At 58.7% G+C, this 15310-nt stretch carries 13 protein-coding genes; 5 read left to right on the forward strand and 8 right to left on the reverse strand.

Translation table 11 applies throughout. The features are described 5' to 3' along the window. Window positions 1–2: 2 nt before the first annotated feature. Genes lpxD through K1X12_RS11800 form a run of 4 tightly spaced genes read left to right on the forward strand, consistent with a single transcriptional unit; the run spans window position 3 to window position 3860 of the window. Window positions 3–1019, forward strand: coding sequence for a UDP-3-O-(3-hydroxymyristoyl)glucosamine N-acyltransferase (lpxD, locus tag K1X12_RS11785; RefSeq protein WP_220987771.1), 1017 nt, complete (start codon window positions 3–5; stop codon window positions 1017–1019). 38 nt (window positions 1020–1057) lie between these two features. After that, window positions 1058–1849, forward strand: a complete 792-nt coding sequence (gene lpxA, locus K1X12_RS11790; protein ID WP_220987772.1) for an acyl-ACP--UDP-N-acetylglucosamine O-acyltransferase — start codon at window positions 1058–1060, stop codon at window positions 1847–1849. A gap of 5 nt (window positions 1850–1854) precedes the next feature. Beyond that, entirely contained in the window at window positions 1855–2703 is an 849-nt protein-coding gene (locus K1X12_RS11795) for an LpxI family protein (RefSeq protein ID WP_220987773.1), read from the forward strand. A gap of 2 nt (window positions 2704–2705) precedes the next feature. Beyond that, window positions 2706–3860, forward strand: coding sequence for a lipid-A-disaccharide synthase (locus K1X12_RS11800; protein ID WP_225907961.1), 1155 nt, complete (start codon window positions 2706–2708; stop codon window positions 3858–3860). Here K1X12_RS11800 and gltA read toward each other — a convergent pair. Next, window positions 3857–5161: a citrate synthase gene (gene gltA, locus K1X12_RS11805; protein ID WP_220987774.1), complete on the reverse strand. Its 1305-nt coding sequence runs from the start codon at window positions 5159–5161 to the stop codon at window positions 3857–3859. The two genes, K1X12_RS11800 and gltA, sit on opposite strands and share 4 nt — an antisense overlap. Before the next feature lie 41 nt (window positions 5162–5202). After that, window positions 5203–6663 (reverse strand): glutamate--tRNA ligase, encoded by a 1461-nt coding sequence (gene gltX / locus K1X12_RS11810; RefSeq protein ID WP_220987775.1) that lies wholly within the window; start codon window positions 6661–6663, stop codon window positions 5203–5205. Window positions 6664–6808: 145 nt separating this feature from the next. Here gltX and K1X12_RS11815 point away from each other — a divergent pair, with 145 nt between their 5' ends. Then, window positions 6809–8836, forward strand: a complete 2028-nt coding sequence (locus K1X12_RS11815) for a ComEC/Rec2 family competence protein (protein ID WP_220987776.1) — start codon at window positions 6809–6811, stop codon at window positions 8834–8836. Here the strand turns inward: K1X12_RS11815 and lexA are convergent. From lexA to K1X12_RS11845, 6 genes are all read right to left on the reverse strand, one after another. Further along, window positions 8817–9500 carry a transcriptional repressor LexA gene (lexA, locus tag K1X12_RS11820; RefSeq protein WP_220987777.1) on the reverse strand — a complete coding sequence of 228 codons (684 nt, stop codon included), beginning with the start codon at window positions 9498–9500 and terminating at the stop codon, window positions 8817–8819. The two genes, K1X12_RS11815 and lexA, sit on opposite strands and share 20 nt — an antisense overlap. 66 nt (window positions 9501–9566) lie before the next feature. Next, a complete protein-coding gene (gene trpC, locus K1X12_RS11825) occupies window positions 9567–10364 on the reverse strand; it encodes an indole-3-glycerol phosphate synthase TrpC (RefSeq protein WP_220987778.1) in 798 nt (265 codons plus the stop codon). Beyond that, window positions 10365–11390: an anthranilate phosphoribosyltransferase gene (gene trpD, locus K1X12_RS11830; RefSeq protein WP_220987779.1), complete on the reverse strand. Its 1026-nt coding sequence runs from the start codon at window positions 11388–11390 to the stop codon at window positions 10365–10367. Next, entirely contained in the window at window positions 11387–11959 is a 573-nt protein-coding gene (locus tag K1X12_RS11835; protein WP_220987780.1) for an anthranilate synthase component II, read from the reverse strand. The genes trpD and K1X12_RS11835 overlap by 4 nt, the downstream gene beginning before the upstream one ends. Next, on the reverse strand, window positions 11956–13380 hold the full coding sequence (trpE, locus tag K1X12_RS11840) for an anthranilate synthase component I (protein ID WP_220987781.1): 1425 nt from the start codon (window positions 13378–13380) through the stop codon (window positions 11956–11958). The genes K1X12_RS11835 and trpE overlap by 4 nt, the downstream gene beginning before the upstream one ends. Beyond that, on the reverse strand, window positions 13377–15290 hold the full coding sequence (locus K1X12_RS11845; RefSeq protein WP_220987782.1) for a peptidyl-prolyl cis-trans isomerase: 1914 nt from the start codon (window positions 15288–15290) through the stop codon (window positions 13377–13379). Before K1X12_RS11845 ends, trpE begins: the two co-directional genes overlap by 4 nt. Between the last annotated feature and the right edge of the window lie 20 nt (window positions 15291–15310).

The raw sequence follows: 15310 nt of genomic DNA on the forward strand, positions 1-15310 counted from the left end.
CAGTGACTGTCGACACTCGCTTCTATGCGCCCTTGGGGGCTTTAACGCTGGAAGAGATTGCCGGCAGCACCGGCGCTACACTCTTCGGTGATGGTTCGAAAAGCATCACCGGCGTTGCTTCAGCGGCCAACGCGATGGCCGCTGAAATTGCGTTTGTGGATGGTGACGGGAAGTCGACGCCGGAACTCAGTTCAAACCTGTCTGCCGTATTTGTTAATGCTGCTACGCGTGTGTACGCGCCGGAAGGCGTTGCCATTCTCGAAACGCCGTTTCCGAGGCACGCACATGGCATTGTCGCCAAAGCTATGTTCCGTCCACGGCATTTGCTGCCCAGTGGAGCAGAACGTGTGTCAGAGCACGCTCAGATCCATTCGAATGCTGTGGTTCAACCTGGTGCGATTGTCGGTCCGGGCGCCGCGGTCGGCGAAGGTTCGGTCATCGGTGCAAACGCCATAATAGGTCCGGGCGTACAGATTGGCCGAAATACCCACATTGGAGCAGCCGCGTCTATTTACTGCGCCTTGGTTGGCGACAATGTCACGGTGCTGGCGGGGGCGAGGATCGGCGAAACCGGCTTTGGTGTCCTTGTCGGTCCCTCAGGCGCAGAAGATGCGCCGCATTTCGGCAGGGTTATTATTCAGGACAATGTAACGATCGGTGCGAACACCTGCATCGACCGCGGAATGTTTGAAGATACCATCATCGGTGAGCGGACGAAGATCGATAATCTTTGCCAAATTGCCCACAATGTGGTGTTGGGCAGGGGCGTCATCGTCGCCGCTTTCGGTGGGATTTCTGGGTCTGTGCGCGTCGGGGACGGCTCAATGCTTGGCGGGCGCGTGGGTATTGCTGATCACGTCAAGGTCGGGGAGCGGGTCAGTTTGGCTGCATCTGCCGGTCTGTTCCGCGATGTTGATGCCGGCGAAACCTGGGGCGGCACGCCTGCCAAACCGATACGCCAATGGATGCGTGAAGTCGCCTGGTTGCAGAAACAGACAAATCCGAAGAAAAGCGGTTGATGGTTGGATCGCCCGTCTGTCGTCAGAAAGTCTGAGTAATGAGTGTAGAGGTACACGCCACCGCTGTCGTCGAAAAAGGCGCCGTGTTGCATGATGGCGTGCGCATAGGCCCGTTCTGTCACGTAGGGGCTATGGCGGAGCTGGGCGCAGGAACAGAGCTGATTTCTCACGCATCTGTCACTGGCAACACCAGGCTGGGTGAAAACTGCATTCTTTATCCTCATGCGGTTCTGGGTTGCGGCCCACAAGTGCTCGGCGTCCGAGAGACGGCGGATTCGCGCCTCGAAATCGGCGCAGGAAGCGTGTTCCGGGAGTACGCTACGGCACACACCGGCAGCCCGAAGCATGGCGGTTTGACCAAGGTGGGCACATCCTGCTTCATCATGATCGGTGCGCACATCGCGCACGACTGTGTAATCGGCGACAATGTGGTGATGGCGAACAATGTCTCGCTCGCCGGGCATATCGAAGTTGGCGACAATGTCTGGTTCGGTGGCTTGGCTGCCGTGCATCAGTTCAGCCGTATCGGGCGCAACGCCTTCATCGGCGGTGGGGCAATCGTCGTCGAGGACGTGATCCCATTTGGCTCCGTCGTGGGTAATCACGCCAAGCTTGCCGGCCTTAACACTGTTGGACTGAAGCGTCGCGGCTTCAGCAAGTCGGACCTTCACGAGATCAGGTCGGCCTTCAAAGCTGTGTTCGAAGGCGAAGGTCTGTTCAAGGATCGTCTGGCCAAAGCGGCACAAAATTTTGCGGACAAGAAACTTGCAATGGAAATGATCAACTTCATCCTCGAAGGTGGTGATCGTCCAATTTGCAAGCCGGCTTGAGCCCGATGAGCGCGCCCCTCGGTCTGATCGCTGGTCTTGGAGAGCTGCCGGTGGCCATCGCCGAGAATGCGGTTGCCACGGGGCAGGGCGTTTATATTCTGCGGCTAAAAGGTTTTGAAGAGCCTAAGCTGAAAGATTACCCTGGCAGCATCGTTGGTCTGGGTGAGATTGGCGCCGTCATCGATCGTTTGAAGACTGCAGGATGCAAAGAAGTCGTTTTTGCTGGCAATGTCAGCCGACCGGATTTCAAAAATCTGAAACTTGATTTCCGTGGGATTGCTCTTTTGCCGAAAGTAATTGCGGAAGCTCGCAAGGGTGATGACGCTTTGCTCCGTGTGCTGGTGAATGAGTTTGAAAAGAACGGCTTTACGGTGGTCGGCAGCCAGGCGGCGCATCAACAATTGCTCGCGCCGGGCGGGTTGATCGCAGGCCCGGCGCCCAGCGCGTCCGCTCTGCATGACATCGAAGTCGCTGCCCGCGTCGCTGCTGCCACTGGCACATTGGACATAGGTCAAGGATGCGTCGTATGCGATGGTCTGGTGCTCGCCGTTGAAGCGCAGGAAGGCACTGATGAGATGCTTCGCCGGTGTGCCGGCCTGCCGACGACCATTCGTGGAACCTCCGATGATCGTCGCGGCGTCTTGGTCAAGCGACCCAAACCCGTTCAAGAACGTAGGATTGATCTGCCGACGACTGGGGTGTCCACGGTCGAACTTGCGGCAGAGGCAGGCCTCGCCGGCATCGCAATTGAAGCAGGCGGCGCGCTGATGTTGAATCGAAATGCGATGGAAGAAAGGGCAAACGAGCTTGGTGTTTTCATCTTCGGCTTTTCACCAGAACTCGGTGCTCCCTGAATATGGCTGACATTTATTTTGTTGCAGCAGAAGCGTCCGGCGATCTTCTGGCAAAAGAAGTTATTCAGGTTATCCTGCGAGATCGACCGCACTTGGAAGTTAGTGGTATCGGTGGTCAGGAGTTGGCCTCAATTGGTATCGCGTCACCAATTGATATTGCCCCTCTGTCCGTCCTCGGATTTCTTGAGGGGATCAAGGCTTATGGCGATGTGGTCAAGCTGGCAGATGCCGCGGCCGACGCAATCATTGCATCAGAGCCAAAAGTTGTGGTGCTTGTGGACTCTTGGGGGTTTATGCTGCGCGTCGCGCAGCGCGTTCGCGCTCGCGCACCACATGTTCGGCTGGTAAAGTTGATTGGTCCTCAAGTGTGGGCAACTCGGCCGGGGCGCGCCAAGACCCTGGCAGCAACAGTCGACCACCTGCTTTGCATGCACGATATTGAGGTGGACTATTATGCGCCCTTTGGCTTGAAAACGACGGTCATTGGGAATCCGGCTCTGTCACGAGGCGGGAAAGGGAACAGGGAGGAATTTCGGCGTCATAATGGACTTCTGGAAGATGATAAAGCCATTCTGGTTCTTCCCGGCAGCCGCCGCAGTGAGATCGAGCGCGTAGCGCCATCACTGATCGACGCTGCCTTGAGCGTGAAAAAGTCGCTGCCGGCCACGAGGCTTTTTGTTCAGCCTGCGGAGAGTGTATCAGATCTTTTCTTCCAATCATTCCCGAACGTGCGGAATGAGTTTGTTGTGCTGGGTAACGGAGAAGGGCGCTTTGATGCCATGGCTGGCGCAGACATCGTGATGGCATGCTCCGGTACTGTCACCAGCGAAGTGGCAATTCAGGAAACTCCCATGATCGTCGCTTACAAGACGGGATGGATCACCTGGGCGCTCGCGCGCGGACTCTTGTATAAGAAGAAACACATTACGCTTCTGAATATCCTGAACGATGATCAGGAAATCGCGCCGGAGTTTGTTCAAACTAAGCAAGACGCGGCGCTCATCGCCGCACAGGCTGTCCGCTGGCTGAAAGAGCCCGGCGCATTGGCGAACCAGCGTGCGCTGCAGGCGAACGCGCTTCTGCGGCTCCAAAAAGAAGAAACCCCGGCAGCGGTACTCGCGGCCGGGGCTATTCTGGAAGAGTTTTCCGAAGCTTAGCGCTCGGTCAGTGGTTTGTAGTCCCGCATAGCTGCGCCCGTGTAGATCTGGCGCGGACGGCCGATCTTCTGCGTCGGATCGTCAAGCATCTCGTTGAGCTGGGACACCCAGCCGACGGTCCGTGCGACGGCGAACAGCACCGTGAACATGGAGGTCGGGAAGCCCATGGCTTCTAGGATGATGCCTGAATAGAAGTCGACGTTCGGGTAGAGCTTCTTGGCGATGAAGTAGTCGTCCTGCAGGGCGATCCGCTCCAGCTCCATGGCAACCTTGAGCAGCGGATGGTCACGCAGGTCGAGAGCGTCGAGAACCTCATACGCGGTTTTCTGCATCACCTTTGCGCGCGGGTCGTAGTTCTTGTAGACGCGGTGGCCAAAGCCCATCAGGCGAACGCCGCTGGACTTGTCCTTCGCCATCTTTACGAAGTCTGGAACGTTGCTGATGTCGCCGATTTCGCGGAGTTGGCGTAGGGCCGCTTCGTTGGCGCCGCCATGGCTCGGTCCCCAGAGACTCGACACGCCAGCAGCGATAGCTGCGAAGGGGTGTGCACCGGAAGACGCAACAAGGCGAACCGTCGAGGTCGATGCGTTTTGCTCGTGGTCGGCGTGCAGCATGAAGAAGCGATCCATGGCGCGCGCCAGAACCGGATTTACTTCATAATCCTCGGCGGTGACCGAGAAGCACATATTGAGGAAGTTCTCGGAGTAGGAGAGACGGTTCAGCGGATCAACGAAACGCTGGCCGGCATTGTATTTCATGCAGCGCGCAGCGATCGTCGGCATCTTTGCGACCAGGCGGATCGAGCTGACGCGGCGTTCTTCAGGATCTTCATTGCCCATGGCGCCGGGGTAGAACGATGCCATGCCGCCGACAGCGCCCGTCAGCATAGCCATCGGGTGGCTGTCACGGCGGAAGCCGTCAAAGAAGCGGTCTTGCTGGGTATGAAGCAGCGTGTGATTCCGGATCTGCTTGTTGAAGTCGTCGTATTGTTGCTTATTCGGCAGCTCGCCGTTCAGCAGCAGGTAGCAGAGTTCCATATAGTTGGACTTCTCGGCCAGCTGCTCGATAGGGTAACCGCGATGTAGAAGGATGCCCTCGTCGCCGTCGATGAATGTGATTTGGCTTTCGCAACTGCCAGTGGAGGTGAAGCCTGGGTCGAGCGTGAAGTGATCGGTTTCAGCATAGAGTTTGCGAATATCGATCACATTGGGACCATGCGTGCCCGAATAAACGGGCAGATCTACCGTTTTGCCGCCGACTTCAAGTTTGGCTTTGCCTGCGTCTTTAACCTTGTTTTCCATCAGCCTCTAACCCTGTTCATATCTGTTGGCCGGCTTGCTTGTCAGCCGGCGAGTTGGTCATCAATACGTGCGAGCGTTTCTTCCCGGCCAAGCCATTCCATCACCGGCGCGAGGTCCGGAGCTGGAAGTCCGCCGGTAAGTGCGGCTCTGAGTGGCGGGCCTATCTGCCCCATAGATAGACCTGTTGCGGCGCAATATGACTTTATCGTTTCCGAAATGCTAGCGTCTGACCACTGCGACATTCGATGCAACTCGTCCTGGAGTCCCTTCAGGCGCGATTTTCCTTCGTCCGACAAAGCCTTACGCGCGTTTTTATTCAATTCGAGCGGCCGTTTAGCCCTCAAGAAGTCGAATGCGTTGGCCAACTCTATCAGCGTTGAGCCGCGATCTTTCATGTGCGGCAACGCTGTCCGGATTCGACGCGCTTCTTCATCTCCTATCGCCCCATCTGTCGTCAGGAAGGGGTAAAGCAGGTCAAACAGGCGATCATTGTCAGCGAGGCGAATAAAGTGCGCGTTGACGGTGGCAAGCTTGTCCAGGTCGAGACGGGCGGGGGCCTTGTTGATGCCGGAGACATCAAATACCCGGATGGCTTCTTCATCGGTGAAGATTTCCTGATCGCCGTGGCTCCAGCCGAGACGAAGCAGGTATGCTTTGAGGCCCTCGGGAAGGTATCCCATGTCGCGATAAACGGTAGTGGAAAGCGCTCCGTGCCGTTTGGAAAGCTTTGCGCCGTCATTCCCATGGATCATCGGCACATGCGAGAAGCGCGGCACATCCCAGCCCATGGCTTCATAAATTGGCACCTGGCGGAAAGTATTGCGCAGGTGGTCGTCGCCCCGGATCACATGCGTGACGCCCATGTCATGGTCATCAACCACTACGGCCAGCATATAGGTGGGCGTGCCGTCAGCCCGCAGCATGACGAGATCATCGATCTCGGACGCATCGATCGTTACTTGCCCCTGAACGCCGTCGTCGACTGTCCTGGAGCCGCTTTCCGGCGCGCGGAGGCGCACGGTGAACGGTGCATCAGGTGTCGGGGGCGTCCCACCGTCACGATAAGGCGACCGGAACGGCGCCAAAAGGCTTGAAGCCTCCGCCAACAGGGCGTGACGCTCTGTGTCGCTAATGCCGTCCTGCTTAGACGCCTGGCGCTTTTCCTCACCGAGTTCGCGGCGCGCCTGCAGCTCTTCGGGTGTAACGTAGCATTTGAACGCAGTACCGCGCGCAATCATCTCATGCGCGACGTCTGCATGGCGCCCGGCTTGTGCCGACTGCATGACGGGCGCTTCGTCAGGGGTCAGCCCCAGCCAAGCCATAGCGTCGAGGATAGCATCGGTCGCCGCCTGCGTTGAGCGTTCCCGGTCAGTGTCTTCAATTCTCAAGAGAAAGCGACCGCCATTACGGCGCGCAAACAAATAGTTGAAAAGTGCGGTCCGAGCGCCTCCAATATGCAGCATTCCCGTTGGGGATGGGGCAAATCGAGTAACGACAGACATCAGCGCTCATACTCCCTTTGGCGGTCTCGGGGACCGCAGCAGGGGTGGTCAAACACGAGGACGGGGCGAAGTGCAAGAGGGGGACAGCTTCTTCCGAAAGCTCGCGCGAGATGCGACCGCAATTGTTGGTCCGGATTCGCGCGCATTGCTGCTTGCGTTCGCCATGTGTGGCGGGGCCGCGGTCTATTTGTCGGTCCCATTTGAGCCGACCCTGACTGAAACCATTGGTCTGTTTTCCGGCGGCGCAATCCTCATTGTGCTCGTTCGCCGCTTTCACAGCTCCAACACTGTTTATGCTTCGGTGATCGCCCTTTTCGGCGTGGTGCTCGGCTATTCGGCGGGCGCGCTCAGGGCCAGGCTCGTCGATGCCCCCATTATCGAGCGCGAAACCCGACCTGTTATGCTTGAGGGGTGGGTGGCGAACATCGAGTCCGGCCAAAAGGGTCCAAGGCTAAAGATCAATGTCCATTCCATTGCGGGTTTTCCGCATGACGCGCTGCCCAAAACAGTAAGGGTCACCCATCGCGCGCGGATTGAAGTGTCGTCAGGTCGCTTCGTGCGATGTTGGGTCGTGCTCCGCCCCCCGCCATCGCCAACCATCTCCGGGGATTATGATTTCAGGCGGCAGGCATATTTCCAACAACTTGGCGCGGTTGGATACGTCCAGGGAAGATGCCGTGGCGGCGCTCTTGGGGCGCCGCATTCCTTTTCCGAGCGCGCCGAACTTTGGATTGCCGCAAAGCGCAGAAACGCGGCTGTGTATATCAACGATGCGGCCGGCGAGCGCGCCGGCGGCTTGGCAGCCGCTTTGATCGCCGGCGATCGCAGCTTTCTTTCTCAGGAAGATCAGGAAGCCATGCGGAACACAGGCCTCGCCCATCTTCTGGCAATTTCGGGACTGCATCTGTCGATCGTTGGCGGACTGACATTCTTCATGGTTCGACGGCTGCTTGTCCTCATCGAGCCTCTGGCGCTTCGGGTTCCGGTGCAAAAGATTGCGGCGGTTGTCGCGCTGACGGTCTGCGCCGCCTATCTGATTGCGTCCGGCGCAACGGTCTCTACGCAGCGGGCCTTCATAATGGCGGCAATTGTTTTCCTTGCGGTGGTATTTGACAGGGCAGCAATCAGTCTGCGCACCTTCGCCGTCGCGTTCATCGTTATCGTTTTGGTTCAGCCTGAAAGCGTTCTGACGCCGGGTTTCCAGATGTCTTTCGCCGCTACCGGCGCCTTAATCGCGGCGTACGAAGTGTGGCGCAATCATAGGTCTACGAAAGAGCGTGTCCTCGGCCCTATGGCGTTCGCCTGGGCGTCGATCATCGTTACATCAGTAGTATCCGATGCAGCTACCGCGCCATTTTCGTTCTACCATTTCGACCGCCTCTCGCCGGTGGGCTTGTTTGCCAACTTCGCGATCATGCCAGTCGTAACCTTCGTCGCGGCACCGGCCGCCGCCTTGGCGGTTATCCTTGCCATCTTCGGACACGCCGATATCGGTCTCCATCTATTTGGCCAGTCCCTGGAACTGGTCTTGTCGATGACGCATTTCTTCAACGATCTTTCCCCTGGCGTGGTGCGTATGCCCGTGCCAATGCCGTCATCCGCATTGCTCTGCCTGTCGCTGTCACTGGCGGCCATAATGATCTTTTCTGGCTGGATGCGCATTCTTGGCGGTCTGGCGCTCATGCTGCCCGCGGTCCTCCTGTGGATCGACGCTCCGCGCATTTTGCTTCATTGGTCAGCGTCCGGGGATGTATTCATTGCTGATGACAGCGGATACGTCTCACGGATCGAGCTGACGAAAGGGGAGGGGCTAGCGCCTCTGCGTTTCAGTGAGGCGGAAGATGCGCCGGTTTGTGGCGCGCCAGTGTGCGACTATTCCTCTCTGGACGGAAGAACAATCCGTATATCTGGAATGCCCGGCCAAACGGATGCCAAGTTCGTAGGCTTGCATATCGCCCTTGGGCGCAGCTCGACGCAGCCGGAAATGGAACTGGACTGGAGTGAAATTGAAGCTCTGGGCAGCGTCAGCATCTATATCCAGAATGGCGAACTGAGACTATCCCGAATGCAAAACTGCACCGAACGTCCATGGCGCCGGTGCAGTTCCAACGCTCAGTCCGGGCCGAAAGGCGCCGCTGCATATTTTTCAGAAATTATTCATAGCGGCGAATGAGGGCAACAAGTCTCCCCTGGACCTCCACCCGGTCCGGGCCAAAAATACGGGTCTCAAAGGCCGGATTCGCCGCTTCCAGAGCGACAGACGCGCCCTTGCGGCGCAGTCGCTTTAAGGTCGCTTCTTCACCGTCTATCAGCGCGACCACAATGTCCCCGGTTTGCGCGGTATTGGTTCGCTTCAGGATGACCGTGTCCCCGTTGAGGATACCTGCCTGGATCATGGAATCGCCTTGCACTTCGAGTGCAAAGAAGTCGTCTCCATCCGGCAAGCCGCCAGGGCTGGCGACCTGTCCGTTGTCCTGCTGGATGGCCGAGATGGGTGACCCTGCCGCAATCCGGCCGACGAGCGGAATCATGCCCGGTACGCGCGGGGTCTCTATGCCGTTCGAGGAAACCAGTGCTGGTCGGAAGTCTCGACGTTGACGCGCGCTGGTTTGAGGCACAGCGGAGTCCGGAAGTTTCAGGACTTCGAGCGCCCGCGCCCGGTTGGCTAGTCGCCGAATGAAGCCGCGCTCTTCCAGCGCAGTGATCAGCCTGTGGATCCCTGACTTGGAGGCGAGATCAAGCGCTTCTTTCATTTCATCAAAAGAGGGCGACACACCCGTTTCCTTGATGCGATCATTGATGAAGAGCAGCAGCTCTTTCTGCTTGGTTGTGAGCATGGAGCGGTTCCCGATGCGAATCTATGTTCGCTTTTGTTCTACAAGCGTTCCCGGTTCGGGTCAATCTCAACAGGCGAGTTTTAGACGCGTCACTTGCTCTGCGCGGGAGGCGCCCTGTTTCATCAGCCATTCGCCAATCAGGAACCGCCGTGCGCCGACATTTCGCAGGCGGACGATGCTTTCTGGATCCGCAATGCCGCTTTCCGAAACGAGGACGCGCCCTTCGGGAAGCATCGTGGCCAGCCTTTCCGTCGTCGTCAGGTCCGTGACCATGCGTTTGAGGTCGCGGTTGTTCACGCCGATGAGGGGAGAAGAAAGGCGCAATGCACGCTCCATCTCCACTTCATCATGGGTCTCGATCAAAACGTCCATGCCAAGACGGATAGCCGTGTCGTGGAGTTCTGCTGCAAGCACATCATCCACCGCCGACATAATCACGAGGATGCAGTCTGCTCCATGTGCCCGGGATTCGATGATTTGCACGGGGTCGATCATGAAGTCCTTGCGCAGCAATGGCATGCTGACGGCCGCGCGGATGGCGGCGAAATCTTCAAGCGTTCCGCCGAAGCTGGGCGTATCCGTCAGTACCGAGAGACAGGCCGCGCCGCCGCGTTCATAGTCCTGCGCGATCGCAACCGGGTCTGCGCCTGGGAGAATGTCGCCCGCCGATGGGCTCTTGCGTTTGATCTCGCAAATCAGGGCATTGTGGCCAGCGCTGGCGACGGCCTCCAACGCTTTTCCAAACCCGCGCACAGGAGACGCCGCCGCCGCCGCCGCTTCCAGCTCCCCTAGACTGCGCGCCAGCTTCAGGACGCGAACTTCATCCCGTTTGTAGTCAATGATGCGATCAAGGGCCGTGGCCATCTAGTCGATCTCCCGCGAGGTGCGGACAAGCGTGTTGAGTGTTTCCCGCGCGGCTCCGCTATCAATTGCCGCTGAAGCTTTCGTTACACCTGCAGGCAGGTCTTCCACCAGTCCGCTCACGAGCAGGCCTGCTGCGGCATTCATCAAAACAATGTCCCGGAAGGGGCCTTCTCGGCCATCCAGAAGATCTCGAATAGCTGCGGCGTTATCTTCCGGCGCGCCCCCCTCAAGGCGGGAGAGAGGGTGGGTTGGAAGCCCAGCATCGTCTGGAATAAGCTCGAAATGGCGAACCGTGTCCGGTGTAACTTCGCAAACCAGCGTAGCGCCGGAGATGGAAATCTCATCAATCCCGTCCACACCATGAACGACCCACGCCCGCTTTGTGCCCAGCGCTTTCAAGGCTTCAGCCATGGGGCTTACCCATTGCCGGTCATACACGCCGAGAACGGAGTATTCTGCGCCAGCAGGATTGGAGAGAGGGCCGAGCAGGTTGAAAATGGTCCGGATACCAAGCTTGTTCCGGATCGGCGCTACATGGCGCATAGCCGAGTGATAGCTGCGGGCAAAAAGGAAGCCGACGCCAGCGGTGTCGAGGCAAGCGCGGAACGCCGTATCGCTCAGCTCCAATCGCAGCCCGAGCGCTTCCAGCACATCTGCCGAGCCTGTCTTGGGCGGGACCGAGCGGTTACCATGCTTCGCTACCCGTCCACCGGACGCGGCAATCACTATTGCGCTCGCCGTAGATGTGTTCAGCGACTTCCAGGGGAGCCCGCCGGTCCCGCAGGTGTCCAGAAGAGGGCCGTCAACGCTGACCTGACGTGCATGCTGCCGCATGATGCGTGCGCCAGCGGTCAACTCATTCGCGGTCTCACCGCGAACTGTCAGGCCCGCCAGAAACGCTCCAACTTCTTCGGGTGACGCTTCGCCGGACAGCAAAGTATCGAATGCGCCTTCGAGAATGGGGCCATCGAGCGGCAGCCCGCGTGCGATCGCTTTGATCGCTTCGTTCAGCGCGCCCCCAGTCACTGCTTGATCCTTGAGAGAAAATTCTTGAGCAGGGCATGGCCATGTTCAGTCAGGATGCTTTCAGGGTGGAACTGAACGCCAAAGATCGGTCGGTCCTTATGGTGCACGGCCATGATCTCTCCATCGTCGGTATGGGCGTCGGCGATCAATGCATCGGGGAGGTCGTCGGTGCGGATCGCGAGCGAGTGGTAGCGAACCACCTGGTATGTTTCCGGCAGCCCCTCAAACAGACCCGTCTGATTGTTACGGATCTCGGAAATCTTACCGTGACGGATTTCCCGTGCACGGATCACTGCGCCGCCAAATGCCTGCCCAATCGCCTGGTGCCCCAGGCAAACGCCCAGGATGGGCAATCTCGCCGGCGCCGCCTTCAAAAGGTCTAGGCAGATGCCCGCTTCATTTGGTGTGCAAGGACCCGGCGAAAGAAGAACACCATCCGGCGCCAGGCCAAGCGCTTCCTCAACCGTCAGCTGGTCATTCCGCACGACATGCGTCCGCGCACCCAGTTCTTCCAGATAGTGGACCAGGTTCCAGGTGAAGCTGTCATAGTTGTCGATGACGAGGATCATTGGTCGTGCTCGTAGGCTGCAGCCAGCTCCGCTGCGCGTCGTAGCGCGCCTGATTTGTGGACCGTTTCATCGTATTCATACTGCGCATCGGAATCGAGAACGACGCCGCCGCCCGCCTGAATATGCAACACGCCGTCTTTCAGCACCGCCGTACGCAACGCGATACAGGTGTCGAGGTCACCGTTCCACCCAAAATAGCCCACCGCGCCGCCATAGATGCCGCGCCGATGCGTTTCCATCTCATCGATGATCTGCATGGCGCGGATCTTCGGCGCGCCCGAAACCGTCCCTGCGGGGAACCCGGCCAGCAAGGCGTCAACCGCGTCGAGGCCCGGGCGCAAATTGCCTTCTACATGGCTGACAATATGCATCACGTGACTGTAGCGTTCGACGATGAATTGCTCGGTCACTTCCACTGACCCGAATTCGGCAACCCGGCCAACATCGTTCCTGCCAAGGTCCAGCAGCATCAGGTGTTCCGCGCGTTCCTTTGGATCGTTCAGCAACTCCTCGGCGCGGCGCGCATCTTCTGCGGGGATGCCGCTACGTGGTCGTGTTCCAGCGATCGGGCGGATTGCAACCCGGCCCTCACGAAGGCGCACCAGAATTTCCGGGCTCGAGCCAACCAGCCGGACGGTGCCCAGATTAATATGGAACATGAAAGCCGACGGGTTCAGGCGCCGAAGCGCCCGGTAGAGGCTGATCGACTTCTGCCGGAAAGGCGCCGAAAACCGCTGACTGGGCACCACCTGAAAGATATCGCCTGCCTTGATGTAATCGCGACACGCTTCAACGATCTCGAAATATCGCTCCTTCGATGTGTCCGATATCAGATCGACCGCCTGTGCCACACCATCCTTGGGCGGAAGGGAGGGCAAACTTTCAAGTTGCGCTTCAACGTGATCCAGTAGGGCATTGATTTCGGCTTCATCAGCGCCATTCACACGGCCAATCAGCAGCAGTTCTTGATAGATGTGATCGAAGATCACCATGACGCGCGGGATGACAAGCAAAGCTTCCGGCACATCCAGCTGGTCAGGCTTGGTAATGCTGACGGGTTCGACATATTGGATCATGTCGTACCCAACATAGCCGAATGCGCCCGACGCCATGGGGGGCAGGGCCTCGCTTGTTTCAGCCTGGGCAGATTGGGTGAACACCCGCAATGCGTCGACCGGCGCCTGTGGCATAATCTGCGCATCGGAGAAGTCAGCGCTTTTGCTGGTTTCCGCAATGCCATTGTGGATACGAAACCAGGTCTCCGGCTTCAGACCGATAAAGGAGTATCTCCCTAGACGTTCGCCGCCGGCAATCGACTCAAACAGGAATGTGCCCGGGTCATCAGAGCCGAGCTTCATCATGGCGCCAACCGGCGTTTCAATATCGCCGATGCGCCGCCTGACGATTAGGCGGGCCGTCATTGTGCTGCCGTGATCGAGCGCTTGTAAGCAGCAATTGCGGCCGGGTTTTCGCGCACTTTCACCGCGCGGCGAATTTCGTCATCCAGCGCTTCGCCAAGGTCTGATGTCAGCGCGTTGGTGATGTCCGCTGTCGCAGCAACGCCCATGCCGGCCACTGTATCGGGGGTAGGCGGATTAACGCTGACGACCTTGAGGATGGCAAACATCGAACCATCCCCTGTCGGCAGGCTAACGATGCTTCCGGCCGGATTGTTGAACGTCGCCTGCATAAGCGGAGCGGGCACACCCATAGCCTGAGCGTTGGAGCGCGACACGGGTTCCGGCAGCCGGTCGACCTCGGCGCCCGCATTCGCTGCAGCCGCTTCAAACGAAACCTCGCGGCTCTGCAGTCTCTGGGTCAGCTCAGCGACGGCGGCTTGAGTGGCCGTCGCTTTGCGCTCAGCGACGACAAGCTCGCGCACAACGTTCTTGATCGTGTCGAATTCCGGAGTGGTCGGCGGAACAATCTTGCGCGGCGAGATGAGGATGACAGCCCCGGACACATCAAACCGGCTGCTGATTTCGTTCTCGGGCAGGCGGAACGCCTGGGGCAGGGCTTCCGGCACGTCAGCAAGCAGTGTCGTGCGGGCGCCATGTTCCATTGTGCCAGCCTGATCGATTGGAGCAAGGCTAATCACCGGCACGCCGATATCGGCGGCAATCTGGTTGATATCATGGCCGGCGGCGAGCGCTTCATCCATGGCCTCAAGGGCCGTGGCGAACAGCATCTGACCACGCTCACGGGCAAGGCTCATGCGGATCTCTTCGGAGACCTCTTCCAGCGGCTTCACAGCGCCCGGTTGGACTGAGATGAGGCGAGTGACCATCCATTGACTATTCACTTCGCGTGGGCCGAACATCGCGCCGCTCTGCTTGCCGGGGCCAAACATGGCGTCGCGCAGGGCTTCGTCCGCAATATCTTCAGCGCGCGCGGTGCGCATATTGATGGAGTTGGCTCCGGTGACGCTATTGGGGTCGGCGCCGCCCGCCAGAAGGCCAAAAGCTGTCCGGGCCGCATCTCGCGTCGGGAACAGAAGTTCAGCGTAGGTGCGCTGGTCCGGCGCCGAAAAACGCTCGGATTTTGTCGCTTCGTAAACTGTGGCGATCTCCTGATCGGTTACTTCCACCTTGCCGGTGAAGTCGTCGGTCGACACACGCAGAATATCAATCGCCCGGCGCTCGGGTTGCTTCAGACGCTCCAGGTGCTCGTCATAATAAGCTTTCACCTCGGCATCGGTCGGGGTTGCTGGCGCGGGCAGCTTTGAAGTGTCGAAGAAGAACCAGGCCACCTCGCGCGTTTCCCCCAGATACTGCGCCTGAATATCGGCTAGGACTTTGGGGCCGTACACGGCAACTGTGCCGCCTGTGCCAAGCGCTCGAATGAGAATGTCATCCTGCAGCTGACGCTCGAATTGTGCCGGCGTCATACCCAGCTGAGATATGCGGTCGCGGAACATGGCCGGGTCCAGTTCGCCTGTCAGCGGGTTCTGGAAGGCCTGAATCGTATTCATTTCCTCGACCACAGCTTCCGGTGAGGGGGAAATTCCGATGCTCTCGCCATAGCCCAGGCGTGTCACGCGGGCTTTTTCCACCTCGATGATTTGGTCAATCAGGCCTTCTTCAAGTGCCTCTGACTTGCTCATAGGCTTTTCAGCAGTCGCGTTGATGTTGCGCAGCACGCTTTCTACGCGGAAGTCCAGGTCCGCTGGATCGACACCGCGATTCCCGGCTGCCACTACGTTGGCGCCAAGCCCGCTGCGGATCTGATTGACGACGGCGTCAACGCCCCAAAACGCCATCCCGACGATAATGATGATGAAAACCAGCTTCCCGAGGGGGGAACGGGTCAGCTTCTTCATAAATGCGAGCATGCAGCGTTTCTCTATTTCTG

The sequence above is a fragment of the Hyphomonas sediminis genome (assembly GCF_019679475.1).
GTDB classification, from domain to species: Bacteria; Pseudomonadota; Alphaproteobacteria; order Caulobacterales; family Hyphomonadaceae; genus Hyphomonas; species Hyphomonas sediminis.

Coding starts and splice junctions, on each gene's coding strand:
- lpxA (WP_220987772.1), top strand. CDS start 1,058: ATGAGTGTAGAGGTACACGCCACCGCTGTCGTCGAAAAAGGCGCCGTG.
- K1X12_RS11795 (WP_220987773.1), top strand. CDS start 1,855: ATGAGCGCGCCCCTCGGTCTGATCGCTGGTCTTGGAGAGCTGCCGGTG.
- K1X12_RS11800 (WP_225907961.1), top strand. CDS start 2,706: ATGGCTGACATTTATTTTGTTGCAGCAGAAGCGTCCGGCGATCTTCTG.
- gltA (WP_220987774.1), bottom strand. CDS start 5,161: ATGGAAAACAAGGTTAAAGACGCAGGCAAAGCCAAACTTGAAGTCGGC.
- gltX (WP_220987775.1), bottom strand. CDS start 6,663: ATGTCTGTCGTTACTCGATTTGCCCCATCCCCAACGGGAATGCTGCAT.
- lexA (WP_220987777.1), bottom strand. CDS start 9,500: ATGCTCACAACCAAGCAGAAAGAGCTGCTGCTCTTCATCAATGATCGC.
- trpC (WP_220987778.1), bottom strand. CDS start 10,364: ATGGCCACGGCCCTTGATCGCATCATTGACTACAAACGGGATGAAGTT.
- K1X12_RS11835 (WP_220987780.1), bottom strand. CDS start 11,959: ATGATCCTCGTCATCGACAACTATGACAGCTTCACCTGGAACCTGGTC.
- trpE (WP_220987781.1), bottom strand. CDS start 13,380: ATGACGGCCCGCCTAATCGTCAGGCGGCGCATCGGCGATATTGAAACG.
- K1X12_RS11845 (WP_220987782.1), bottom strand. CDS start 15,290: ATGCTCGCATTTATGAAGAAGCTGACCCGTTCCCCCCTCGGGAAGCTG.